29 protein-coding genes are annotated in these 25218 nt (G+C 48.8%); 9 read left to right on the forward strand and 20 right to left on the reverse strand.

Features of this window, described 5'->3' with window-relative positions; genetic code table 11:
• Window positions 1-3 precede the first annotated feature (3 nt).
• Genes ACJAYR_RS12390 through yajC form a run of 4 tightly spaced genes read right to left on the reverse strand, consistent with a single transcriptional unit; the run spans window position 4 to window position 3319 of the window.
• A complete protein-coding gene (locus ACJAYR_RS12390; RefSeq protein ID WP_415236892.1) occupies window positions 4-381 on the reverse strand; it encodes an Mth938-like domain-containing protein in 378 nt (125 codons plus the stop codon).
• A 31-nt stretch (window positions 382-412) separates the two neighbouring features.
• Window positions 413-1372, reverse strand: a complete 960-nt coding sequence (secF, locus tag ACJAYR_RS12395; protein ID WP_415236893.1) for a protein translocase subunit SecF — start codon at window positions 1370-1372, stop codon at window positions 413-415.
• A gap of 12 nt (window positions 1373-1384) precedes the next feature.
• Complete coding sequence (gene secD, locus ACJAYR_RS12400; protein ID WP_415236894.1) at window positions 1385-2965, reverse strand: protein translocase subunit SecD; 1581 nt, start codon at window positions 2963-2965, stop codon at window positions 1385-1387.
• Between the two features lie 12 nt (window positions 2966-2977).
• Window positions 2978-3319, reverse strand: coding sequence for a preprotein translocase subunit YajC (gene yajC, locus ACJAYR_RS12405; RefSeq protein WP_169545101.1), 342 nt, complete (start codon window positions 3317-3319; stop codon window positions 2978-2980).
• A gap of 260 nt (window positions 3320-3579) precedes the next feature.
• On the opposite strand from yajC, the gene ACJAYR_RS12410 reads away from it, so the two are divergent.
• Window positions 3580-4437, forward strand: a complete 858-nt coding sequence (locus ACJAYR_RS12410; RefSeq protein WP_415236895.1) for an ATP-binding protein — start codon at window positions 3580-3582, stop codon at window positions 4435-4437.
• Here ACJAYR_RS12410 and ACJAYR_RS12415 read toward each other — a convergent pair whose 3' ends face one another.
• The 9 genes from ACJAYR_RS12415 to ACJAYR_RS12455 form a co-directional block, all read right to left on the reverse strand.
• Window positions 4438-5664 carry a peptidoglycan DD-metalloendopeptidase family protein gene (locus ACJAYR_RS12415; protein WP_415236896.1) on the reverse strand — a complete coding sequence of 409 codons (1227 nt, stop codon included), beginning with the start codon at window positions 5662-5664 and terminating at the stop codon, window positions 4438-4440.
• 102 nt (window positions 5665-5766) lie between these two features.
• Window positions 5767-6414, reverse strand: a complete 648-nt coding sequence (locus ACJAYR_RS12420) for a protein-L-isoaspartate(D-aspartate) O-methyltransferase (RefSeq protein ID WP_415236897.1) — start codon at window positions 6412-6414, stop codon at window positions 5767-5769.
• Window positions 6415-6429: 15 nt separating this feature from the next.
• Entirely contained in the window at window positions 6430-7185 is a 756-nt protein-coding gene (gene surE, locus ACJAYR_RS12425) for a 5'/3'-nucleotidase SurE (protein WP_415236898.1), read from the reverse strand.
• 38 nt (window positions 7186-7223) lie between these two features.
• On the reverse strand, window positions 7224-8492 hold the full coding sequence (gene serS / locus ACJAYR_RS12430; RefSeq protein ID WP_415236899.1) for a serine--tRNA ligase: 1269 nt from the start codon (window positions 8490-8492) through the stop codon (window positions 7224-7226).
• Window positions 8493-8640: 148 nt separating this feature from the next.
• Complete coding sequence (gene tatC / locus ACJAYR_RS12435) at window positions 8641-9516, reverse strand: twin-arginine translocase subunit TatC (RefSeq protein WP_169545090.1); 876 nt, start codon at window positions 9514-9516, stop codon at window positions 8641-8643.
• A gap of 4 nt (window positions 9517-9520) precedes the next feature.
• Entirely contained in the window at window positions 9521-9934 is a 414-nt protein-coding gene (gene tatB, locus ACJAYR_RS12440) for a Sec-independent protein translocase protein TatB (protein ID WP_415236900.1), read from the reverse strand.
• A 48-nt stretch (window positions 9935-9982) separates the two neighbouring features.
• Window positions 9983-10207 carry a twin-arginine translocase TatA/TatE family subunit gene (tatA, locus tag ACJAYR_RS12445; protein WP_169545086.1) on the reverse strand — a complete coding sequence of 75 codons (225 nt, stop codon included), beginning with the start codon at window positions 10205-10207 and terminating at the stop codon, window positions 9983-9985.
• Window positions 10208-10382: 175 nt separating this feature from the next.
• Window positions 10383-11417, reverse strand: a complete 1035-nt coding sequence (locus ACJAYR_RS12450) for an ABC transporter ATP-binding protein (RefSeq protein ID WP_415236901.1) — start codon at window positions 11415-11417, stop codon at window positions 10383-10385.
• Between the two features lie 11 nt (window positions 11418-11428).
• Window positions 11429-13144 (reverse strand): ABC transporter permease, encoded by a 1716-nt coding sequence (locus tag ACJAYR_RS12455; RefSeq protein WP_415236902.1) that lies wholly within the window; start codon window positions 13142-13144, stop codon window positions 11429-11431.
• Window positions 13145-13349: 205 nt separating this feature from the next.
• Between ACJAYR_RS12455 and ACJAYR_RS12460 the strand changes: the two genes are divergently transcribed.
• On the forward strand, window positions 13350-13757 hold the full coding sequence (locus ACJAYR_RS12460) for an NUDIX domain-containing protein (protein WP_415236903.1): 408 nt from the start codon (window positions 13350-13352) through the stop codon (window positions 13755-13757).
• On the opposite strand, the gene scpB is transcribed toward ACJAYR_RS12460, so the two are convergent.
• Genes scpB through ACJAYR_RS12490 form a run of 6 tightly spaced genes read right to left on the reverse strand, consistent with a single transcriptional unit; the run spans window position 13754 to window position 18983 of the window.
• Window positions 13754-14356 (reverse strand): SMC-Scp complex subunit ScpB, encoded by a 603-nt coding sequence (gene scpB, locus ACJAYR_RS12465; RefSeq protein WP_415236904.1) that lies wholly within the window; start codon window positions 14354-14356, stop codon window positions 13754-13756. The two genes, ACJAYR_RS12460 and scpB, sit on opposite strands and share 4 nt — an antisense overlap.
• Entirely contained in the window at window positions 14353-15162 is an 810-nt protein-coding gene (locus tag ACJAYR_RS12470) for a segregation and condensation protein A (protein WP_415236905.1), read from the reverse strand. The genes scpB and ACJAYR_RS12470 overlap by 4 nt, the downstream gene beginning before the upstream one ends.
• A 31-nt stretch (window positions 15163-15193) precedes the next feature.
• Window positions 15194-15880 (reverse strand): site-2 protease family protein, encoded by a 687-nt coding sequence (locus ACJAYR_RS12475; RefSeq protein WP_415236906.1) that lies wholly within the window; start codon window positions 15878-15880, stop codon window positions 15194-15196.
• A 3-nt stretch (window positions 15881-15883) separates the two neighbouring features.
• Entirely contained in the window at window positions 15884-16924 is a 1041-nt protein-coding gene (nagZ, locus tag ACJAYR_RS12480; protein ID WP_415236907.1) for a beta-N-acetylhexosaminidase, read from the reverse strand.
• Entirely contained in the window at window positions 16911-17939 is a 1029-nt protein-coding gene (locus tag ACJAYR_RS12485; protein ID WP_415236908.1) for an SPOR domain-containing protein, read from the reverse strand. The genes nagZ and ACJAYR_RS12485 overlap by 14 nt, the downstream gene beginning before the upstream one ends.
• On the reverse strand, window positions 17940-18983 hold the full coding sequence (locus ACJAYR_RS12490) for a DALR anticodon-binding domain-containing protein (RefSeq protein ID WP_415236909.1): 1044 nt from the start codon (window positions 18981-18983) through the stop codon (window positions 17940-17942).
• Between the two features lie 138 nt (window positions 18984-19121).
• On the opposite strand from ACJAYR_RS12490, the gene erpA reads away from it, so the two are divergent.
• From erpA to ACJAYR_RS12520, 6 genes are all read left to right on the forward strand, one after another.
• Window positions 19122-19472: an iron-sulfur cluster insertion protein ErpA gene (gene erpA / locus ACJAYR_RS12495; protein WP_169545068.1), complete on the forward strand. Its 351-nt coding sequence runs from the start codon at window positions 19122-19124 to the stop codon at window positions 19470-19472.
• Window positions 19473-19560: 88 nt separating this feature from the next.
• On the forward strand, window positions 19561-20328 hold the full coding sequence (gene xth, locus ACJAYR_RS12500) for an exodeoxyribonuclease III (RefSeq protein ID WP_415236910.1): 768 nt from the start codon (window positions 19561-19563) through the stop codon (window positions 20326-20328).
• 127 nt (window positions 20329-20455) lie between these two features.
• Entirely contained in the window at window positions 20456-22096 is a 1641-nt protein-coding gene (locus tag ACJAYR_RS12505) for a PAS-domain containing protein (protein ID WP_415236911.1), read from the forward strand.
• A gap of 181 nt (window positions 22097-22277) precedes the next feature.
• Window positions 22278-22712: a hypothetical protein gene (locus ACJAYR_RS12510; protein ID WP_415236912.1), complete on the forward strand. Its 435-nt coding sequence runs from the start codon at window positions 22278-22280 to the stop codon at window positions 22710-22712.
• 65 nt (window positions 22713-22777) lie between these two features.
• Window positions 22778-23254, forward strand: coding sequence for a GNAT family N-acetyltransferase (locus tag ACJAYR_RS12515; protein ID WP_415236913.1), 477 nt, complete (start codon window positions 22778-22780; stop codon window positions 23252-23254).
• On the forward strand, window positions 23251-23607 hold the full coding sequence (locus tag ACJAYR_RS12520; protein WP_415236914.1) for an MmcQ/YjbR family DNA-binding protein: 357 nt from the start codon (window positions 23251-23253) through the stop codon (window positions 23605-23607). Before ACJAYR_RS12515 ends, ACJAYR_RS12520 begins: the two co-directional genes overlap by 4 nt.
• 39 nt (window positions 23608-23646) lie before the next feature.
• Here ACJAYR_RS12520 and ACJAYR_RS12525 read toward each other — a convergent pair whose 3' ends face one another.
• Window positions 23647-24204 (reverse strand): hypothetical protein, encoded by a 558-nt coding sequence (locus tag ACJAYR_RS12525; protein ID WP_415236915.1) that lies wholly within the window; start codon window positions 24202-24204, stop codon window positions 23647-23649.
• Between the two features lie 230 nt (window positions 24205-24434).
• On the opposite strand from ACJAYR_RS12525, the gene ACJAYR_RS12530 reads away from it, so the two are divergent.
• Window positions 24435-25187 (forward strand): hypothetical protein, encoded by a 753-nt coding sequence (locus ACJAYR_RS12530; protein ID WP_415236916.1) that lies wholly within the window; start codon window positions 24435-24437, stop codon window positions 25185-25187.
• Window positions 25188-25218: the final 31 nt, after the last annotated feature.

Raw genomic sequence — 25218 nt, forward strand, 5'->3', positions numbered from 1 at the left:
ATCTTACTGAGCGATCAAAGCGGCCGCAACCCGCCGCCCTTCCAACAACAGGACATTATAAGTCCGCGCAGCGGCACCACTATCCATACTATCGATCGTGATACCCTTTTCACGCAACGGCCGGCGAATGCTATCATCAATAAAACCCATACTGGCCCCACATCCGATCAGCAGAATTTCCACTGGCGGGGTTGCCTGCATCACCGTGTCCAGACTATCCAACGTCAATTCACCAAGATCAACCACGGCCCAAGAGGTTGTTTCGTCCGGAAAAACAATCACAGATCCTTCATGACGGACGCCGCTCACACGAAACCCACCTTCTCCATAGGAGTTGATGAGCTGTTGCCCCTCTTTTGGAAGACCTGAAATATCCTGCATAATAGTGTCCCGCGGTTAGAAAAGCGGAGAATTAACTCTCCGCTTCAGCCGTGTCATCGCTTGGCTTAAAGCCATCTTCTTCTTCACTGCGATGGGTCAAACCAATGTGAAGCAGTATCGGAGCGGCTACGAAAATAGACGAATAGGTACCGACAATGACACCAAAAATCATCGCTGTCGAGAAGCCACGAATTACCTCCCCACCAAAAATAAACAGTGCAAGCAACGCAAGTAACGTCGTTAAGGACGTCATAACGGTGCGCGACAATGTTTCATTGATGGACAGATTAAGAAGATCTTTTACGTCCATCTTTTTGTAGCGACGGAAATTCTCGCGAATGCGGTCATAGACTACAACGGTATCATTGATCGAATACCCGACAATTGTGAGAATTGCAGCAACCGATGCCAGATTAAATTCAATCCCTGTGATAGCAAACATACCGATCGTCAAGATCACATCATGGACCAGAGCGACAATCGCGCCCACAGAGTAATGCCATTCAAAGCGGAGCCAGATATAAATCAGGATGGCGACAACCGCGACCAAAACAGCTTCAATCGCCGTTTCGACAAGTTCTGCAGAAATTGTCGGACCGACAAATTCAATACGGCGGTAAGAAATCTCATCTGAAATTTCTTTTTCAAGAGTAGCTTTTACCAACTCAACCGCTTTTTTCTGGGCTTCGCTATCCCCTTCCTGACGCTGGACCCGGATCAGAATATCATCCGGCGCACCAAAGGTTTGTAACGACACCTGCCCAAGCCCAAGGGAGCCCAGACTTGACCGCATTTTTGCAAGATCAGGAGCCTCTGGCATCCCCACCTCGATCATAATGCCGCCTTCAAAATCGATCCCCTTATTCAGCCCGACACCAAAGAACATGCCAGCAGAACCAAGGATAAGAGCCGCTGACACCAAGAAAGCAATGAACCGCGCCTGTAGAAAAGGCAGCTTTGTTTCAGCAGGGACAAGTTTCAGTTTATACATCCGAGCTCTCCCCTATATGCTCAATGTCTTCGGACGCGTCCGTTGCGCCCAAAGGGAAATAACCATGCGCGACAGCAATATCGCAGTAAACATGGAACAAATAATGCCGATCCCCAATGTCACCGCAAAGCCTTTTACCGGCCCTGATCCCATGACAAACAGGATAACCGCAGCAATACCCGTCGTTACATTCGCATCCACAATGGTTGTAAAGGCCCGCTGATAACCGGATTCAATGGCATTGAGCGGCGTTTTACCCACTCTCATTTCTTCCCGGATCCGTTCAAAAATCAAAACGTTCGCATCCACGGCCATACCGACGGTCAGGATAATACCTGCAATACCCGGCAACGTCAGTGTTGCGCCCAATACGGACAATGAGGCCCCGATCAGGAACATATTCATGATCAGGGCAATGTTGGCAACCAGCCCAAAAAAGCCGTAGGTGACGATCATGAAAATGATAACACCGACAATACCGATAATACCGGCAATTTTACCGGCTTCGATAGAGTCTTTACCCAAGTCTGGACCAACAGAGCGTTGCTCGATCACCTTCAACGGAGCGGGCAAAGCACCAGCCCGTAACAACAGGGCCAAATCCTGAGCGCCCTGAATATTGAAGCCACCACTGATCACCGCGCTGCCACCCAAAATCGGCTCGTTAATCCGGGGCGCGCTAATCACTTTACCATCCAGAACAATGGCGAAAGGCCGACCAACATTTTCAGACGTTACTTTACCGAACTGCTTGCCGCCTAAACCGTTAAAACGGATGGAAACAACGGGTTGTCCCTGTTGGAAAGTGGCCTGAGCATCTTCAAGATTTTCACCAGACACCATAACCCGGTTCTTGATGACATAATCTGGCTCGCCTGCTTCCATTGCCGGAAGCCGTTTGGATCCCGCGGGCGGGCGGCCAACTGCTGCACTCGCAGAGACATCGACCAGATGGAATGTCATTTGCGCCGTTTGCCCCAGCAAATCAATGATCCGTTGCGGATCACCAAGACCTGGAAGCTGGACCAATATTCGATCCTTACCTTGCCGCTGAATAGTGGGCTCGTTAATGCCTGTTTCATTGACCCGGCGCCCAACAATTTCAATAGACTGAGTAACAACGGCGCTGACGCGGTCCGCAATGGCCTGCTCACTAGGCTCCAGCGTCACAACATCATCATCGCCAATAGTGATCAAATGACTACGCTGGCCGTTGGGCATCAAATTTGAGATGGACGCCAGCCGTTCCCGAACCAAATCCCGGTCTTCTGGATTTCGCAAACTGAACGTAACCGAGTTCTTGTTCACGGTCAGGTTTCTGAAACCTAGTTTCGGCTCGGTCCCGCGGAGGTTGGCGCGAACAGAATCCGCCAGTCCCTCCATCATTTTTTCTTTAACGTCTGCGGTATCCACCTGCATGAGCAGATGAGAGCCTCCCTGCAAATCCAAGCCCAGATTAATATGTTGGCGCGGTGCCCATTCAGGCATGTCCACCAACTTTTCGGCCGGGATAAAATTAGGAATCGTATAGGCCACCCCCAGAATGCTTACAAGCAAAACAAGGGCGGTCTTCCACTTGGGGAAGCTAATCATCGCAAATATCCGTTATTTCTTTTTCAGCTTCCCTAGAAACCCGCCTTCTTTTTCTTCAGCCGGCTTAGCAGCTGTATTGGCAGGCTCAGATTTACTGCGAATTTCTGACAGTGTGGATTTCACTACATCGATCCGTACTTCAGGTGCAACTTCGATCTGAACGACATTGTCATCCCGAACTTTCGTTACTTTACCCATGATGCCTCCAGCAGTGACAACATTGTCACCGCGGCGAACGCCTTCTACCATGGCTTTATGTTCTTTCACCCGCTTTTGCTGCGGACGGATAAGCAAGAAGTAGAATACAACACCGATAAGGATCAACGGCAAAAACTGCGCTAATTCCTGGTTCATAATTTTGACCCTCTAAAACGACTTTTATAGCCTCGCATAGCCCGTTTTCAGCGGCTATACACAAAAATATTTGAACGACTGTTATAGTAGTCCTGCCCCTCATTGCAAGCAGCAAAATACCCACCTGCCTCATTTCCTGACGGTATTCCAGACTGTTCATGTCCAGACAGCCGTCCGATTTAGAGCGAAACAGTTTTTACTGTGCTTTTTCAGTTAATGGGATAGATTGGAACTCCTCATTAACTTTTCAATCAGAACTTATGACAAACGACGCTTTACTGACACAATTAACCCGTATTGCAGACAGTCTTGACCGACTGGCTCCGCCCGCACTTCCTGAACCTGACCTCAGTCAGGGGACTGCCTTTGTCTGGCAAGCCGAAACAAATGTTTTGCGCCCCGTACCCAAGGTGAACTATGTCGACATGTCCATGCTGCATGGCATTGACAGGGTCAAAGACATCCTTCTGGATAACACGCTTCGCTTTGCCAAAGGGTTGCCTGCCAACAATGCCTTGCTGTGGGGCGCCCGCGGAATGGGGAAAAGCTCGCTTGTCAAAGCCTCCCATGCTCTGGTCAACCAGCAACTGGATGATGCCCTGGTTCTGGTCGAAATACACCGGGAAGACATTCCGTCATTGCCAGAGCTGATGCAGAGCCTGCAAAAAACCGAACGGCGTTGCGTTTTATTCTGCGATGATTTGTCTTTTGACGGCGATGACGACACTTACAAATCGCTAAAAACAGTTCTGGATGGTGGTTTGGAAGGCCGTCCTGCGAACGTTATTTTTTATGCCACCTCGAACCGGCGTCATCTGATGCGCCGCGACATGATTGAAAACGAGCGCGCAACGGCGGTCATGCCCTCTGAGGCGATTGAAGAGAAAGTCTCGTTATCTGATCGATTTGGCCTATGGCTGGGCTTCCATAGCTGCTCACAAGATGAATATCTTGAAATGATTCGTGGCTATATAGCCCATTACAACATCCCGGTTTCAGACGATGACATGAAAAAAGAGGCTATCGAGTGGACCCGGACACGTGGATCCCGGTCCGGTCGGGTTGCCTGGCAGTTTGTTCAGGATCTGGCAGGCCGGACAGAAACGCCGCTGGACTAATTACCGTGACGCGAGATGGACGGCAGGATTTAATGCCGTCCCTTCTTTGCGGATTTCAAAATGAAGCTGTGTCGTCTCAACATCACCGGTTGACCCTGCACGGGCAATCACATCCCCCTTGCGTACCACGTCCCCCTTACTGACCAGTATTTCTGATGTATGACCGTAAGTCGTGACATACCCATCCGCGTGAGAAATCAGGATCAGATTGCCAAAGGACCGCATTTCATTTCCGACATAGGAAACAATACCGTTCTCTGCGGCCCGAACGGGTGTGCCATCGGCAACAAGAATGTTAATGCCGTCGTTATGCAAACCGTTTTTCTTCCGCCCATATCCCGAGAGTAGCTTCCCTTTGACCGGCCAGATAAAGATCTTACCTGATCTGTTAGGGGGATGTTTGATGCTGTAGCGGCTTCTTGGAAGAGGCGGCAGATCAGATTTTTTGATCTCGGTACCGCCCAATTCAACAGGTTCGGATTTAACAACGGGCACCGCCAATGGCACTGGCTTGGGCTTCGACTCTGCAGCAGCGGCCGTTGAGACAGGGTTCACCGATAAGCTGGCATATTCCTGTGCCGGCTTCTTTTCACGAGGCTGGGCCGCAGGTGCCACCTGTTTGTTGCTTAAATCCTTATTGGTCTTTTGCGGTTGCGGCCGAACCAGAACAATCTCTTCTTTTTCATAATGAGAAGCGGCGCGTGTCACTGGCCAAGTTTTGGCGTCAACAGACGCAACCCGCAACTCCCCTTTGTCTCTTTCTGGAACCCTTAGCGCCATGGCAGGGCGCAGGATGTAGGGTTTTTCCAAATGATTGAAATGGATCAACTCCGCCACTGAGACGTCATAGACTTTTGACAAAGCATATAGGGTCTCGCCCCCCCGCACACGATGAATACGGAAGTACGGGATCTTTATTTTTTGCCCAACGCGGATCAAATAAGGTGGCTGGCTATTGTTCAGCGCGATAACCGACGGGGTTGGTATATCGTATCGTAATGCGATCTTGGACAGCGTATCGCCCGGCTGAACCGTTACCAGCTGATAGGCCAGTTTTTTATAATACCCGTTCGGGTAATTAGAGATGTCACTGACGGGCTGAATTTTTCCGGATCGCTGTGCCTGAAAGCTTGAACTCGCGTTCTTTTGCGCGCTCCCCTCTGGCGGGAGATACAGATCGTAGACACACCCAGAAGCCCCCGCAATCAGCAAAACGCTGGCGGTCATTTTTAATGCAAAACTGAACTTTCGTGCCATCATACGGTGTAATATAGGAGAATCTTAGACGAATCGCAACAAAATTACGGATAAAGAATATATTGTAATATATTAAGTTTCTACAGCAAGCCCTTGAACTAACGGAACGAATCTAACCGCGAGCAACTCTTCTTCCATAACCTTACCGGTTGCGTCTTTTGTCAGCTTGACAATTTGCTGACTGGACGGCTCTGGCCCCACTGGTAAAATCATAATGCCGCCATCGTTTAACTGATCTACCAGCAAAGCCGGAATTTCAGTCGCCGCGGCCGTCACGATGATCCGGTCGAAGGGTGCCTGTTCTACCCAGCCTTTATAACCATCTCCCAGTTTGGTGGTAATATTCATCAGTTTCAGCCGTTCGAACAACCGAACCGCCTCAACCTGCAGGGAACGAAACCGTTCCAGCGAATAAACACGTCGGCACAAATGTGACAAAACGGCGGCCTGATACCCGGAACCTGTCCCAATCTCCAACACCTTTCGTCTGGGATCGGGCTTCAGCATCTGGGTCATGTAGGCGACAATAAAGGGTTGGCTGATGGTTTGACCGCTTGGGATAGGAAGGGCGATATTCTCATACGCCCGATCCCGAAAGGTCTTTGGAATAAATTCTTCCCGTGGCACACGTTCAATTGCCGACAAAACACTGGTGTCACTAATCCCTTGGCGCCGAAGCTCCATAATCAGCCGGATTTTCTGTGCAGCATTGTTGTTCACAGGACCTTATACCACCTAATCTAGAGCGTCTTGCAGGGCAGAGACCAACGTATCTTTGGTCAGGTTCAGGCAAAGCGGTGTTACTGAGACTTTTCCCTGCTCAATGGCCTGAAGGTCTTCACCCTCGGAAGGGCTGCCCAAGGATGGTCTGTATCCCAGCCAGTAATAATCGCGGCCACGGGCATCCGTCCGGGCGTCAATAAGAAGATTTGTCAGATCCCGCTTTCCTTGCCGTGTGACCTGAACGCCTTGAACATCCTTCGCGGCAACAGGAGGGAAATTGATATTGATCAGAACATCGTTTCCCCAATCCAGTTTCAGAAGATCCTTAATAATCGCCGGCGCGAGTTTTTCTGCGGTCTCCCAATGGATTTTTTCGGAATTCCCCATACATTGGCTCAGCGCAATTGCAGGAACGCCCAGGAGCGTGCCTTCACTGGCAGCGGCAACAGTCCCTGAATAAAGGACATCCTCCCCCAAATTGGCTCCGCGATTGACGCCGGACAGAATTAGATCTGGCTTATCGTCAGGGAAAATATGGTTGAGCGCCATCATGACACAATCCGTCGGAGTTCCTTCAACCGCATATTCAGTGTCCGAATATTTAGTCAGGCGCAGCGGATCATGCAGCGTCAGTGAACGAGAGGCCCCACTTTGCTCTTTTGTAGGGGCGACGATAACAACATCGTCGGACAGGGAATAGGCAATCTTCTTTAGAACATCCATTCCCGGAGCATAAAAGCCATCATCATTGCTCAATAATATACGCAAAATATCACCTTCTTTTTCTTGTTTGTTTCAAAGTCTGTTTAGCGGATTACTTCAAGCCCGCCCATGTAAGGACGCAGGACTTCAGGGACAATGATGGACCCATCCGCTTGCTGATAATTCTCCATCACAGCGATCAGGGTACGACCGACCGCCAACCCGGATCCGTTCAGTGTATGAACAAACCGGTTTCCTTTTTCACCTTCCGGGCGGTACCGGGCTTTCATGCGGCGCGCCTGAAAATCACCACAAGTCGAGACACTGGAAATTTCACGGTAAGTATCCTGTCCAGGGAGCCACACTTCAATATCATGTGTTTTACGGGCGCCAAATCCTGTATCTCCAGAGCACAAAACAACAACGCGATAAGCAAGACCCAAACGTTTCAGAATATCTTCTGCACAGGCGGTCATCCGTTCGTGTTCTTCGTCAGATTTCTCTGGCGTGGTCACAGAAACCATCTCAACTTTGGCAAATTGGTGCTGACGCAGCATACCCGCAGTATCCTTGCCCGCTGAGCCCGCTTCGGAGCGGAAACACAACGTATGCGCCGCAAAACGTTTAGGCAAATCCGCTTCGTTCAGAATACTTTCCCGCACCAGATTGGTCAGCGGTACTTCCGCCGTTGGGATCATATAACTATCGTTATCCAGTTTATACAGATCTTCTTCAAACTTCGGCAGCTGTCCTGTGCCAAACAAAGCGTGTCCGCGCACCATTGTTGGCGGTGATACTTCCAAATATCCTTTTTCCAACGTATGAACATCAATCATGAACGCAGCCAGTGCGCGCTCCAGTCGTGCAATATGCCCGCTTGTCACAACAAAACGACTGCCTGACAGTTTGGCCGCTGTCTCAAAATCCATCATGCCCAATTGAGCACCCAGTTCGTAATGCTCTTTTGGCTTAAAATCAAAAGAAGGAATTGTTCCGACCTTGCGGAGTTCCACATTATCAGATTCATCCTCACCGTCCGGCACATCCTCTTTCATGACATTGGGAATGCCTGCGAGAACGAGGTCGATTTTTTCAGCAAGTGTCCGCTCCTGCGCTTCCATTTCCTGAACGGATGCTTTGAGCTCGGATACTTCACGAATGATTGCGTCCGCATCTTCGCCTGCTGCTTTTGCCTTACCAATTTCTTTGGCCGCTTCGTTACGACGGGCCTGACTGGTCTGCAACTTAGTCTGCAACTGACGATGCTCATCATCCATTGCAAGAATTGTATTAGAAAGGGGGGCGGCTTTACGACGTTTCAGGGCAGCATCAAGCGCCTCAGGGTTTTCGCGAATCCATTTTAAATCAAGCATCTTCTTGCCATTCGAAACAGGACTGATTGGAAATTAGGGTTCAGACTTACGTATAAGCGCCTCAGCCCTGTCAGTCCAGAGCCGAGAAACCCGTTTGATATAAAATTATTAGTACGAACACAAATGTTGCTGAAATGCCAGAGAGGGCCTAGTCGTCGTCTTCCTCTGCCTCATTCTGAGCCCGTTTTTTCTCCACCATGCGAACACTTAAAATCGACAAGGCGTAAAGTAGAATGATCGGGATCGCCAACGTGATTTGTGACAATGGATCTGGCGGGGTTAGAACGGCAGCAGCAATAAAGGCAAAAACGATCGCATATTTGAACTTCGCTTTCAGACCTGCTGACGAAACAATTCCGACACGGCCAAGCAGGGTTAGCAAGACGGGCAACTGAAAACACAGGCCGAACGCAAAGATCAACTTCATGGACAGGCTAAGATATTCGCTAACCCGGGTTTCCGCCTGAATTGGCAGTGCCATCGGCTCCGACGGGACAGGCAGATATTGCTGAAGTGTCGGAAACTCTGAAATAAGCGCCCCATATGCCTGAGAATACATCGTCGCATCCCCACTCGTTTCAAAACTGAGCAGGAATTTCCAGGCCAGTGGCATAACAATTTCATAAGCCAGCGCACCACCTAGAAAAAACAGGATCGGTGTAACAACCAGAAACGGCAGAAAAGCGCGCTTTTCGTTTTTATACAGGCCCGGTGCCACGAATGCCCAAATCTGGGTCGCGATAATTGGAAAAGAAACAAATAAAGCAACGAAGAAGGCAATCTTGATATTGGTAAAAAACGCCTCATGAAGACCGGTAAAAATCATCCGCCGACCTTCAATATCGTCGCCCATCGCTTCAACCAGCGGACGGACTAGAAATGAAAACAGCTCACCACTGACGATGTAACACAGGATAAAAGTAACAAGCAGTGTAATGACCGAGTAAACCAAGCGGTTTCTAAACTCGACAATATGCTCCATTAACGGAGCCTTGCTGTCTTCAATTTCTTGTTCTGAATGCATAATTTCAGGAAACTTTTGTTTCTGGAGAGGAAGGCGCGTCTTCTTGACTGACATCACCTGCAATAGAGTTTCCAGCAGGAGCTTCAGGAGCCGCGTTTGTTTCTAAAGGTGCCGTATCCTTTATTTCAGGCTTAATGTCATCGAACATCTCTTCGAACTTACCGGTGGGGTTAACCGCATCCTCAACCTGTTTTTTCAGGTTGAAATCGGTACTCCCCTGGATATCCTTTTTGATCTCGTCCAATTCGGTTTCTTTGGCTAAATCATCCAAACCGGACTGAAAATCACGAGCAAGAGAGCGCGCTTTGCGGATATATTTTCCGACGGTCGCAATGGAGCGCGGCAAATCCTTGGGGCCAATAACAAGCACCGCAATGACGACCACAAATACCATCTCTGACCAGCCAATATCAAACATGGCTCACCATCTCGCCTTTAAAAGTCTGAAAATGTTAGATACGCGCACTTAGCTTTGTGCTGCCTTGTCTTTCTCGTCAGAAGCCGTTTTGGCGCTTTCAGTCGAATCCAATTCTTTCTTGGCTTCCTCTTTGGATTCGTCTTCGCTCATTCCGCTTTTGAAATTCTTGATCCCTTTCGCCAGGTCTCCTGCAACACGAGGTAGCTTACCAGCGCCAAAGATAATGAGCACTATGACAAGGATTAAAATAATTTGCCAAGGACCAATACTCATAATGTAACTCCCGATCTCATTCTTGAGACGACATAAATATAAAATTTCCCAATGTTCACCTAATTTGGCGAAACATTCTCCCTATCCCTTATATAGCGGCGATTGAAAGAATATACGATACCTAATTTGAAAAAGTGACCTTGAAAAGGATTTCGATCAATGAAGTCTTTAAAAATCAAAAAATAAAAACCTGCCGCAGATCGAGAGAAATAGAATATCGCTGCCCCTCTTCAGGCCGCAAAATACTGGCCGCACGGGCGACAACAGAATGCCCTGTGTCCAACTCCAGATCGATCAGGCTGAACGGACCCAGATTTCGGATCCTCCCCACCACGGCCGACGGATGCGCCATATCCGTTACAGGACCAAGACGAATTGCCTCAGGGCGAACATACACACTGACACTCCCCTTCTGGGATTGCCCCTCAGCCAGCGGGATATCACCGAGGCCCGTTTGAACAACATCGCCCTTAACCTGACCAGAAACCTTGTTTACGTCCCCAAGAAATGACGCAACGAATTCACTATTTGGCTGACTGTAGAGTTCAGCAGGAGTCCCCTGCTGCTCTATTCGGCCATTTTTCATCAGGACGATCCGGTCAGCCATTCTCATTGCTTCTTCCGGATCATGGGTCACAAGCATGACCGACGCGCCACTTTCTTTGAGCAACGCAAGCGTCTCATCTCGTACAGAATTTCTAAGCACGACATCCAAGCCCGAAAATGGCTCATCCATCAGGATAATTTTCGGATTGGGCGCCAGTGCCCGGGCAAGCGCCACACGCTGCTGCTCGCCGCCGGAAAGAGTGTGCGGGTAATCGTCAGCCGATCCTGCAAGGGCCAGTTTTTCAAGGATCCGGGTGGCAATTGCTTTTTTGGAGGCCGCCGACATGCCATCCAGACCAAAAGTCACATTGTCCTGAACAGTCAGGTGAGGAAACAAGGCGTAATCCTGAAACACCAGTCCGACCCGGCGCTCTTCGGCGCCGACAAAAAGCCCGTCTCCCGCAACCTGTGTGCCATTGATAAACACATTTCCCTGATCCGGTTTCTCCAGTCCTGCGGCAAGCCGTAGTGTTGTTGATTTACCGCAACCGGAAGGCCCCAACAGACAAACAATTTCCCCTTCCCGCACTTCAAGTTTTTCGATCTGAACGAAAAAGTTCAGATTGTTGTAGTGCTGCAGATTGTCGATTACCAGATTACTCATAAATCAGGACCTTAACTTTCCAGCCCAGCGGCCTGTCCGGGACGAGACCGACTGATGGCCCGGCTTAAAATAATGACAGGAAGGACACCCACTAAAACAATGGCGAGCGACGGGCCAGCGGCTTCAGCCAACCGTTCATCCGACGCCAGTTCATACGCGCGGACAGCCAACGTTTCAAACCCAAAGGGACGCATGATCAGGGTTGCCGGCAGCTCCTTCATCACATCTACAAAAACCAGCAATAAAGCCGTCATGAGGCTTCCGGAAATAATCGGAACATGCACCCGCCAGATTGCCTGTAAACCGGTAACCCCCATTGTCCGGGCAGCCCGGTCCATGTTCGGCGTTACCTTTTCAACACTGGATTCGACCGTATTCATGGAAACGGCAAGGAAGCGGACCACATAGGCAAACATCAACGCGAAGAGCGTGCCACTCAAAATCAGGCCGGTGGAAATACCGAACTGACTGCGGAAAAAACCATCCACGGCATTATCGGCAAATCCAAACGGGATCAGGATACCAACTGCCAGAACAGGCCCGGGAATAGCATATCCCATAGCCGCGATACGCACGGTCAGCGTCTTTATAAAGGTTGTCTTTTTCGGACCGCCCTGCCGCTTGGAATAGACAAGCAGCATAGAGATAACCAGCGCGGCGACACTGGCCAGCGCAGCGACAATAATGCTGCTACCAGCCAAGACAGGAAAATGCGAATTCAAAATGCTTTCCGGAAAAGAAAGACTTGCATTGAGAAGCCAGCCTGAAGGTAGCAGAAATCCGAAAAAGATCGGCATAAAGCAAACAATAAAGGCCGTCATCCGTTTTCCGCCGGTCAAGCCTTTGCGGCGTATTTCCTGATACCGCCCTGTTGTTTGAAAGTATTTTTTCTTTCCCCTATTTACCCGTTCCAGAACAACCAGCAAAAAGACAAAGCCCATTAGCATTGCCGCCAGTTGGGCCGCCGCCGGTGCTTCGCCCATCCCAAGCCAGGTGCGATATATTCCGGTGGTAAAGGTATCAACCGCAAAATACTGAACCGTCCCAAAATCACTCAGCGTTTCCATTAACGCGAGCGCCAACCCCGTAACGATGGCAGGCCGGGCAAGGGGCAAGGCAATTTTGAAGAACAGAGCAATCGGTCCTTTGCCCAAGGTACGCCCGACTTCTAGCGCACAAATGGATTGTTCCAGAAACGCGGCGCGGGCGACAAGGTACACATAAGGGTATAGAACAAGCCCCAACATCAGAATTGCCCCGCCAATACTTCTGACAGGCGGAAACCAGTAATCCTGCCGTCCCCAGTCAAACACGTCCCGCACAAAGCTTTGAACGGGACCTGCAAAATCAAACATTCCAGTATAGGTGTACGCGATAATATAGGCGGGCATTGCCAGTGGAAGAAACAGGGCCCAGCTAAACAGTTTTCGCGCCGGAAATTCGTACATGGTCACCAGCCAGGCTGTCGAAACACCAATACTTAACACCAGCACCGCAACACCCAAGGCCAGAATGACGGTATTCATCAGATAAACGGGAAGAACCGTCGACGCCAAATGGCTCCAAATGTCACCAAAAGGCACGAATAAAAAGCCAAAAATCACGACGACCGGGATCGAGACAAGAGCCGCAACCAGCATGGAAAAGGCCGTACTGGACCAACGGCCCCAAGGCAAACGGCGCCCCTTATCAGACGATAAACTATATGGCTGATCGGCTAAGGCCAAACTATACGCTCTCTTGTACCAGTTTCGTGATAGGCCTTGCATAAGCTTCTCAGTCCGTTCTGTAAATAATAATCAGTCGCAGAGGCGACAATTCGTCACTGTTAGAGGATAAAAAATCTTTTTGAATTGCGGCAATCCGTCTGATACCCCTATCGTCACGAAGCGGACAGATTGGTCGTATGCTCAAGAATAGCGGAGAGACAGCATGCAGCAGAATGAGCCCAGAGTAGGTTGCGGTGCCTATATTCAGGATACAAACAAGAAGGTTCTTCTGGTTAAGCGTCGCCGGGACCCTGAAGCTGGTTCTTGGGGATTTCCGGGCGGTAAGGTTGATTTCGGTGAGACAACCGAACAGGCCACGATCCGAGAAATAAAAGAAGAACTTGGCCTTCATATAGAAGTAAGAGGCCTTGCTCATCTCGTGGAATTTATCGATACACAGAACCGGGAACACTGGCTTGCCCCGGTTTACCACGCATCCATACAGGCGGGCACCCCACAGATCAAAGAACCAGAGGCAATTACAGAACTTAAATGGTTTGACCTGTCGTCCCTGCCACACCGACTAACCGAGGCAACCCGGCAAACCCTGAATCTGACGCCGCTGGATTAATCCTCTTCTTCCTCAATGTCACGGTGAGGCTCGCTCTCACCCCCCACAAGGTCGTCAAACAGCCCGGAAGGTTCTGTCGTGAGCAACCCGGCCGCCCGCAACTCATCGAAGCCGGGCAGATCGCGTATGTCGTCCAGACCGAAATGGATCAGGAATTCTTCTGTAATACCATATGTAACCGGTTTTCCCGGAGTGCGGCGGCGCCCGCGCGGGCGGATCCAGCCTGCATCAAACAAAACATCCATCACACCGCGACTAAGGCCAACACCCCGAATTTCTTCGATTTCACTTCTTGTAATCGGTTGATGGTACGCAATAATAGCTAATGTTTCCAACGCGGCACGGCTTAATTTACGGGTTTTTTCTTTCTCATCCTGCAATAACCAGGACAAATCAGAAGCGGTCAGGAACGTCCATTTCCCGGCGACTTTTACCAGGTTAAACCCTTTATGTTCATAATGACGCTGAATAACCTCCAATACGCCCATGATATCGGCCTCTTCAGGCAAACGAGCGGCAATATCCACTTCACTTAACGGTGCCTTGGCCGCGAAAAGAAGCGCTTCTGCCATTCGGACATGATCTGGATTTACACTCATTCGTCCCTCCCCTCTTTTCTCGAACGGATCCGAATTGGACCAAAGGTTTCTGATTGCTGTACTTCAAGATACCCTTCCTTGACCATTTGCAAACTGGCCAACAGGGTTGATGCTTCTGCCGAGCGCACCGCAAACGGGTCTTTCAACCCTTCAGGCAAATAGGCTTTTAACTCTGTCCATTCAGGCAGGGTTCCCAGCATTCGTTCCAATCTTTCGAGGGCAGCTTCAACGGTAAAAACCGTATCCCGCATCAGTCTCAATGGATTTCGAATGCCCTTGCGATCTTCATGGGCAGCGTAGGCTTGCAACAGTTCCATAAGGCTACAATCATATTTGGAATGGCGAATAACAGTGACCCCTTCGGCCTGCACCCGCCTCATCCTATCCCGGCCTGTCAAAGTACCATTGATCAGTTTTTCTGCCGCGCCCCGCATGGCCTCAAGCTTCTTAAGTTGAAAAGCAAGCCGTTCAGCCATCTCAGCGCCGCTCGGGCCTTCTTCATCTTCTTGCGGAATAAGCAAACGGGATTTCAAAAACGCAAGCCATGCTGCCATTACAAGATAATCGGCCGCAATTTCCAGCCGCAACTTTTGCAGCTCTTCAATAAACGCGAGATACTGCTCCGCAAGTTCCAGAATAGAGATTTTCAGCAAATCCACTTTCTGGTCTCGCGCCAGAACCAGTAAAACATCCAGCGGCCCTTCATACCCTTCCAAATCGACGACAAGGGCGTTCGTTGGGCGGTCCGGCCGCTCATCCTCCTGAAATTCTGATCCTTTATCGAATAATCCCTGCGGTTTTTTCATGAGCCCCCCAAGCCTGCTCTGATAAAAAACCTTAGCCGAGACCAGCCAACTTGGCAATTGCGGACACAACAAATGAAATCGGTCCGCTCATCACCCAGCCAATTGGGTTAAATTCCATGCCCAAACTTCTGCTGACCATTGGCAGAAGAATAATCAACCCGATTAAAATCAAAAAGCCGAACCGTTCCAGTCGTGCCAGAGGAATGGCAAGAAAATTTGGAAGAATGCCAACCGCTACTCGTCCGCCATCAAGCGGCGGAATGGGCAGCAGGTTAAAAACGCCCAAGACGACATTCAGGACAATGCCGTTTCGCTGATTTTCGATCACCCAAAGAGCAACATCTTCCGGCAGTAAGGGCAACAGATGAATGGATAAGGCAAAGAGAAAGGCAAGCACGAAGTTCATCCCCGGACCGGCTAATGCAACCAGAACCATATCCCGCCGAGGCTTATTCAAGGCACGGAAATTAACCGGAACAGGTTTTGCGTAGCCGAACAGAAAGGGGGCCTTCAATAAAAGCAGCATTCCGGGGATTAAAACAGTGCCAACCGGATCAATATGCTTAAAAGGATTAAGGGTTACCCGACCCATTGCTTTTGCCGTTCCGTCCCCCAATTTCCAGGCAGCAAAGGCGTGTCCGGCCTCGTGCAACGTTATCGCCAGCAGCGCAGGGATCAACCAGACGGAAACCTGATACAAAATCGCTTCAATATTCATAAATTAGTTTACCAACTCTAAAAGTTGATCCAGTCGCGCCTTCATCTGTGATGGTGAAAACGTGTCTTGGGGAGGGGTCTGGATCATTGATTGCGCCGCGTGATACCGTTTAAGAGACGCGTCTTGCAGGGGACCGCAAGCTTGTGCCACTACCTTCATTTCGTCCAGCTTGCCTGAACAATGCAACACCACATCCACACCCGCTTCCAGCGCCCGTTCTGCCCGTTTTTCCAAAGGACCGTCCAATGCGTCCATATTGAGATCATCCGTCAGAAGAAGTCCGTCAAACCCGATTTGATTTCGAATAATGTCAGTGACCACTTTTGCAGATTGCGTAGCGGGCCGTTCTGGATCGATCTGCTTGAAAACGATATGGGCGGTCATCCCCCAGGGACTATGGCCCAATTGTTTGAAAGGGGCAAAATCAGTGGATGCCAGCTCTTCTATACCCGCGTCCACTACAGGTAACTCCAAGTGGCTATCGACGGTTCCGCGCCCATGACCGGGTATATGTTTTATGACTGGAATGATGCCATTTTCGATAAATTCCAACGCTACAACTGCACCAAGTTTTGCAACGATATTCGGATCCGCGTGAAACGATCGGTCCCCAATAACCGATGAGGTAATGGGTAGCGCCAGATCAAGACAGGGGGAGCAATCAACAGTGATGCCGACCCCGTTCAAATCGTCACAAATTAGGGCCGTTGCCAGCCGGCACGCCTCTATTCCTTTTGCAGCATCCAAATCATACAGCTGTCCCAACCGTCCGAATGAAGGCGCTTCAAACCAGTGCGGAGAGCGCAACCGTTGAACACGCCCTCCTTCCTGATCCAGCAGAACCGGCGCATCTGGCCGACCGACAGACACTCGCAGGGCGTTGACAAGGGTCCTAACCTGTTCCGGATTGTCTATATTTCTGGCAAACAGGATAAAGCCAAGCGGCTTTTCGCTTGCAAAAAATTCCTTTTCCTGAGCCGTGAGTACGAGCCCTTCACATGAAAAAATGACCGACTTCACATCTTTCATATCAGTTTTTTGCAACGAGACAGTCCTGCTTTTCTGCCTTGAGATCCGCACATAATTTACCAGCCGACGCTTTGTCGGCAAAGGCGCCTACTTGCAGTCTATAGAACAGACCTTTTCCTTTAACCTCTGCTTCCTGAACGCGATGCGGGATCCCTCGCAAAAGTCCTTCATGGGCTTTCTGGAAACGCTGCCAGGCTATTTCAGCCGCATCGGTCGATCGAAACGCCCCTAACTGAACACGAAATTTAATATCTTCCGGGCGTAGTTCCTTAGCCGGTTCAGGTTTCTCTGCCACGACCTTTTTTGCTTCTGGCTCTGGCGTGACGGGCTTCGGAGCCTCTTTCACAACCGGGGCTTCCGCTACCTCTTTAGCAGCGTCTAATTTTGGGGCGTCCGCGACCTTGACATCAGCCACCGATTTTGGTGCCTCCATTGCCTTGCTGGTATTCGCAGCCGGCTCCGTATTGTCCGTCATCTTGGTCGCGTCTACTGCCGCTACTGGCTCATTTTGTTTTTTCTTTAACTCTGTTGCCACCTTGGCTGCCTGAGCCGCAGCAAGAGCCGCGGCCTCTTCAGCTTGTTTCTGAGCAGCCTCTGCTTTTGACATCAATGTCTCAGACTGTTTATCCGCTTTGGCTTCTGCACTTTCAGTCTCGCTTTCGGAAATATCGACCGGGGCAGGTTCTGGAATAGCGCTCTCTGGCGGTGACATCAGGGTCTCCACCTTTTCTTCTTCTTTTTCATTTTCCAGAACGCTAAAGACCTTCTTATCCTGATGCGGAATATCCATTCCCCCTTTATCTTCGGGGATGGTTTTTACAGGTGAGGTATCCGCGGTAACGATAGGTGGGGCGAGTTGCACTCCTTTTTTAACGCCCTGGTCATATGCGTACCAGATTCCGATGCCAAAACCGACGACAATCACAACCGTTAGCGCGCCGCCGATCAGCTTCCAGCGGTTAAATGAGGGAATATCCTCATCGTCGTAAAAAGCATCATCGTCATCGTCAAAATTATAGTTATCACTCACCTAGACAAACTCCTCTAAGATGTCGAAATCCACAAGGCCCAGCCCTTCACAGATCAATCGGTCAACGGCCCGGAACAGCAATTGGCGCCCCCCGCCCTTCTCCGTTTCCATCAAATAATCAGTGGATTGTGGCCTTTCCTTTTCAACCAGCGCAAAAAATAGCAGGGTTAGGTCCTGCAGGAAAGAGAACAGATGGAGCATATCTCTTTTTTCCCACGTTTGAACAGCAATGTCCGGCCAATCACAGACCATTTTCAATAGTTGTTTTTCTAGTCGTTGGTTCAGTTCAATAGAACTGTCAGAAATAGGATGAAGCAACTGACCATCTGCAGAAACCTTCTCCACCCGGGCCAGCATGGATTGAATACGGGCATGGGCATAGGCCAGACTAAATACCGGATTATCGTAACTGGCATCAATCGCCAATACAGGGCTGAAATTGACGGAAAAATCTGGCGCGTTAGAAAGCACGGCCAGTTTGGTGCGGGCCAATCCGCATTTTGCTATCGCCGCTTGCGCCGGAAATCCTGCCTGCTGCGCCTCCGGACCGGGGACTGTCTCCAGCTGACAGTCCAGCTTTACGGCCAGATGCCCAAGGGCCTCAGCATTCCAGACCCGACGCGCGTTAGTAAGACCCTCTGAATTTTGCGGAACCTCAACCATCTGATGCCGAACCTTCAGGGCCGTAGCGGCGCTTTGTTCGAACGCCTTGAAATCATTTAACAGGTCCACCATCCGATCGAACCAGTAGCTCGGCTTAATCGTGATGTTCAAATAGCCATTTGACGCCACGTCAACCGACTGAACAAAAGTAAGCACTTTAAGCGGTGCGATGAACAAGGCAGCATTGTCCTCGTCCTTAAGGGCTTCTTCCTGTGCAAGAAGCATAAGACAATTGCTGCATAAATCACCAAAACCCTCATTCGACGGAGGGCGAAGCTTGAGATCAGCTAAACGGTCCGGTTCCATTTTACCGTCTGAAATCAGCTTTAAAAATACCGTTTCCAGGATGCGACGGATAGACGACGTGTGGTTTTCGCTCATATTCCCAATTCTGCGCAAATGTGTTACAATTGACAAATCCAATCAGGATTAATACATGATTAGGGTTCAGGGTCCAAACCTGATACAACTAAGATGTAAAAATCGTTGTCTATCACTTTAATTTTGGAAGCAATATTAATGTTTGCACCACAAACAACTGAACCGCCCGTCAAATTGTCCGATAGCGCGGCATTGCGGATCAATGCTATTGTCGACGAAATGAAATCTGAAAAAAACATGCTCCGGGTTGCCGTCGATGGAGGCGGATGCTCAGGGTTCCAGTATAGCTTTGACTTGGAAGACACAAAAAACCCGGATGACGTGGTTGTCGAAAATCAAGGCGCGACCCTTCTGGTGGATAGTGTCTCTCTGCTTTACCTTGCAGGGGCCGAAATTGATTATGTCAGTGACCTGATCGGTGCCTCTTTCCAAATCAAAAACCCCAATGCAACGGCGTCCTGTTCCTGCGGGTCTTCTTTCTCGGTTTAAGAAGTCCACAATATCAATTTGCATTCATCGTTAAAAGCCGTCATCAATAACGGCAGAATTTGCTTTTTGAGATAAATGGGACCGCCTAATGAAAATCGCCAGTTGGAACATCAATTCAGTAAAAGCACGCCTGCCCCGTCTGGTTGATTACCTACAGGATGAAGCCCCTGATGTTGTCTGCCTTCAGGAACTTAAGGCAATCGACGAAATGTTTCCCCGCGAAGAAGTTGCAGAACTGGGATATAACATCGAAACTCATGGGCAAAAAACCTATAACGGCGTTGCAATTCTCTCCAAATTTCCTATCGAAGACGTGATGCGTGGTCTTCCCGGAAACGATGCGGACGAGCAATCCAGATATATTGAAGCGACAATCAATGGTGTACGGATCGCCTCCATTTATCTGCCGAACGGAAACCCGGTCGATACAGAAAAATTCCCTTATAAACTTGAATGGATGGACCGCCTGATCGCCCGTGCCAGTACGTTACTGTCGTGGGAGGAGCCTATTGTGCTTGCCGGCGATTATAACATCATCCCGCAAGATGAAGATTGCTACGACCCCAAAGCGTGGGAGGGTGATGCCCTGACCCAACCGGAAAGCCGTGCTCGTTTCAGGCAACTTCTGAATATGGGATATGCCGATGCGTTTCGGACATGGACCCGTGATGTTAATTATACCTACTGGGATTATCAACGCGGCGCCTGGCAAAAAGACAATGGCATCCGTATTGACCATTTACTTCTATCCGCAGAAGCCACTGACAGACTTAAAAATGTTGGTATTTCCAAGGGACCTCGCGGGAAGGAAAGACCCTCCGATCACACCCCGATCTGGATCGAATTGTCAACGTAATGACGTTATGGCATTTAATTAGATTTTTCACCTGACTATTAGTAAATAGTTAGGATAAAATAGGCTAAACATAAGAATAAACTGTATTTCAGGACATAAATTAAATTCAGTCTGGGGCGTTAATTAAGTGACTAGTAACTGGGATGAAAATCTCGCACTGACCTGTTTTGGTTATTTGGATCAAGGCGTTCTTGTCATTTGCTCAGAATTAAGAGTAGCGTTCAGCAATGACCGGTTTTGTGAATTACTCGAACTTCCCCGCTATCTAGGTATTCCCGGTGTCCCGATAGGCGATATCTTCAGATATAATGCCAAACGCGGTGAATATGGACCGGGCGACATTGAAGATCTGGTTCAGGAACGGATAGATTTGTGCCGACTGATGGTGCCCCACTCTTTTGAGCGTACGCGCCCGGATGGTCTGGTACTGCAAATCGATGGATCCCCTCTTCCCAACGGCGGTATGATCTCGACCTATACTGACATCACGGAAATTTCAAACTCTCGTAGTGCTTTGGAAAATGCCAACGAAATCCTGGACATTCGGGTTCAGGAACGAACCCAACAGTTGGCAATTCGCGAACAGGAACTGTCTGAAAAGGCGACAGCCCTGGAAACAATCATGACCAGTGTAGAAACCGGCTTGGCTTTGTTTGATAATGACCTCTGTCTCGTGGCTTGCAATGAAAATTTTATCAAACTCCTAAACTATCCAAGTTCACTCAACGTCCCCGGTACGCCAATCCGACAATTTTTCGAATATAACGCCCAAAGCGGAGAATACGGAGCAGGCGACCAATCAGAGCAAGTTGAAAAATACATGTCGATTGCCCGTGCTGCAGTTCCGTTTACAACGGTCCGCCACCGGAACGATGATCGCCACATTAAAATTGCCGCCCAACCGACAACAGATGGACTGGTTATTTGTTACACTGACGTAACGGAACAAACCCATGCTGAAAATATTTTACGGCATAACAATGAAATACTGGAAGAACGTGTAGAAGCCAGAACATCGGAATTGAAGGCCGCTAAAGAGATTGCTGAAAAAGCCAGCCAGTCCAAATCGCAGTTTCTTGCAAATATGAGCCACGAACTTCGCACGCCTTTAAATGCGATTATTGGCTTTTCAGAGCTTCTGATGATGGACGATTACACCATGCTCGAGAAGGAAAAGCGGGCCGAATATGCGGGTGATATCAATTCTGCCGGTACTCATTTGCTTCAAGTGATCAACGATATTCTGGATGTTGCAAAAATCGAAGCCAACCAAATCAATTTGTTAGAACAGGATCTAGACCTGAAATCAGTTGTAAGGTCATGTCTTCAGATGGTTTCTGTCGATGCAAAAAGCCGCGAAATACAACTGGAAACAGACATCCCTGAAGACCTGCCCATAATTGTTGGGGATCCTACTCGCATTAAGCAAATTATTGCGAACCTTTTGTCCAATTCAGTCAAATTTACCGATGCAAAAGGCACGATCAAAGTACAAATCGAAATTTGTGACGACAAATCTATCTCCATCAACGTTCTGGACAACGGCATCGGAATAGCCAAAAAAGACCTAAAACATGTTCAAGCACAATTTGGACAGGTTCAATCGTCATACAACCGAAATCATCAGGGAACCGGTCTGGGGCTAAGCCTTGTGAGGCTATTGACGGAAGCCCATGGCGGGCAATTTCTACTAAAAAGCGAAATCAACAAGGGAACCGCGGCCTGCGTTATTTTTCCGGCAAGCAGAACAAAAGTACTGGTGTCTTAAGCCTATAGTCCAAATAGACCAAAAAGATATTCCTTTTTAATCAGAATAAATTTATATTAGAGGCCTTAGGTATCCTGTTGTTATGGTCTTTAATATGTTGCTGACGTCCAGTTCCAGTCAAATATCTGAAATTGTAAGCCAAGGTTATAATTACTGGATGTCTTGTAAAGGCGACAGGGAAATGCCCCGTTGGTCAGACATTGATCCGGCAAAATTCAAACCTTTACTTCCTTCTGCAATCGTCACCCATGTCCTCAGGGATCCACTTGATTTTGTCGAGATGATAACCGGCGAGAATATTCTGGAACGCAGCAACAGCAATAGCATGCGTCGAAACTGGCGGAACTTTCCCGGACGCGAACCAGGCAGTAAAATCTGGGAGGCGTTTGAGAATATTGTTATCACTAAAACTTCTAATTTCAGCGAAATCCCTTATGTAGGTCCGCACAAAGAATTCTTGAAAGTTCATACCGTAAGCTGCCCTATTTCCAACGATGGCGAGACTGTGAACAAAATCCTGTCCTTTGTCGATTATGTCAGTCAAACAGATGAGGATATTGAAGAAGACGTTGCTTCCAACTCGACCAATTCTCTCAATTATCGGCCCGGCCTGTAACCCTTATTGCGTTCAACAAACCACCTCGCTAAACTCTCGGCCCTGATATAATCGAGGCCTTTTTAATGATATCCGTATCAATATGCACAGATGATTTTAATCGCTGGCAAGACTTGCTGACCTTAATACAAAAATCATATGCCTATATGGCAGCCCGCATTGATCCTCCCTCCTCAATGAACAGACTAACGGCTGAAAGCCTTGAGGCAAAATCACGATCCGAGACACTGTTTATCGCATTTGAAGAGAACCGACTTGTTGGATGCGTTTTTTTGAAAGAGCAACCGTCAAATTTCTATCTTGGAAAACTGGCTGTTGATCCAGATTGTCAGGGCAAGGGGATTGGCTCAATGTTGATTACTGCCTGTATCGAATTCGCCCAGCAAAACGAGAAACCGGACATTGAACTGGAAGTGCGAATTGAGCTCACGGAAAATCAGGCGTTATTCTCACGTAAGGGCTTTACAAAAATAAGAGAAAACGCCCATGCTGGCTACAACCGTCCAACGAGTATCGTGATGCATAGAAAAGGAACATTATGACACGCGACGAATTTGATCTTTTTTGCAGCCAGCTATCCGCTACAACAAACGTCATCCAGTGGGGAAACGCGAGTGTCTGGAAAGTGGGTGGGAAGATCTTTGCCATCTGTTCTCATTGGGGCCCGGGAAAAAACCAAAAAATATCGTTTAAATGTAATGATTTATCCTATTCCATTTTGACCGAACAGGAGGGCATCATTCCCGCGCCCTATCTTGCCCGCGCCAAATGGGTTCAAATTACAGATCCGGCCGGCATGTCAGATGGCGATATAAAAGCCTATATTGAAGAAGCCTGGCGCATTATTTCCAATAAACTAACCAAGGCGAAACAGCGCGAACTCGGCCTTGCCTGAGAATCGGGATCCACTCTGAACGTACGCACTCTGCGCACTTCACGCCTGTTTTTCCCATTGGTCATATCGCTGGCCGAATTCCGCGAAGCGGTGTTTCACGTCATCCATATCCAATGGCGCGGGCTTTAACGTTTCTGCATCCCACTGCATACGGTCATTTAAAGGAGACATTAGATCACCGCCATACACATGTATGGCCGCTGTTTTCTTATTAATCGGGTTAAGGACCGAATGAATAATGTCCCGCCCCAGTGTTTCAGCATCCCCTACCCCGATGGATTTTCCGCCCGCGATTTCTATCTCGCCGTCTTTCTGCCGCCAAAACGCATTGTCTTCCCGGCCAGTATATAGTCCGATGACCGCGTACATGTTATGATTGTGCGGCGTCACGCTCATGAAAGGCGGCCAGATCACATTTAGGATAGTCAGACTATCAGAGTGATAAATCGGTTCAATCCCCGCGACCTCAGGCGCGCCCAATTCCCGCATAATAGCCGCAGGATCGGAAACCGCCCGCTCTACAACTGCTCTTACAGCACTCTGTCCTTCTTCAGCCGCGCTTTTGCAATCTTCAATAAATTGATCTTTACTAAACATGCAGGTTCCTCCCAGCTGTTTCAAACCATTATATTTAATTTAATTAATATAACAAATACCAAACAATCGCGATCATACCTTTGCAGCTTGGCAAATGGTTTTGTATGTCTGCTTAATGTACGCGCCCTCTCGCCAAACACACCGTCTCCCTGACGAATGTCTCTTATTGTTAAAGGACGGAGGGATACCTATAGTAAGCAGATGTAATATCATTTGGGGTTGGGGAATAAATGACAAATTACCTGAGTGTGACACACTGCGTTTATGACGCAGTCAAGTTTGTCTTTGCAAATTTCCTGAATTGTATTTTTCATGTCATCCCTATTTTGTTTTTGGTCTCAATCGTTGCCTGGTTACAAGGCTGGCTGGGAGGCTGGATGATACCGGCCGGTAATCTTTTGCAGCCCTTTATCTATGCAATGTTTGCGGTTGCCTGGCATCGATACTCTATTCTGCAATCCGAACGACAGAAGAAGTGGTTTAATTACAGGCTTGGAAAACGAGAATTAAAATTCGGCGCTCTGTCTGTTTTATTTACGCTTGGCATGACCAGCTTGGCGGCCGGAATAGGAAAAGTCTTTCCGCTTGAGATTGGCTTACCGCTATTTTTATTGCTCCTAGTGCCCATTCTTGTAACGGTCGTTTTCATTTATCCGGCAATTGCCCTGGATCAACCAATCCAGATCAGGCTTTTCCTGAATAAGGGTGTAAAACTGATCCTTTCCTTCATCATTGCCTTGGTTTTACTCGCCCTTATTGGAACAGTTCTAGGTCTGAGCGCTTTCTTTGCGCTGAAGTTATTGAGCATGATTTTTACGGCAGCGGCCTTAAAGGTCATAATCTTCATTCTGACTAATCTTCTGATAATCCCCCTGCTCCTTGCAATTTCAACAAGTTCTGCCTCGTTTTTATATAAACGGGTTATTGGGTTATCCCCTGAGCGGGACGATGAAAGCCTCCAAAACCTTGATCCTACAGCTTAAACAGACCCTCCGTTAACCGCATAAAAAAGCC

This window comes from Sneathiella sp., assembly GCF_047631475.1.
Lineage (GTDB): Bacteria > Pseudomonadota > Alphaproteobacteria > Sneathiellales > Sneathiellaceae > Sneathiella.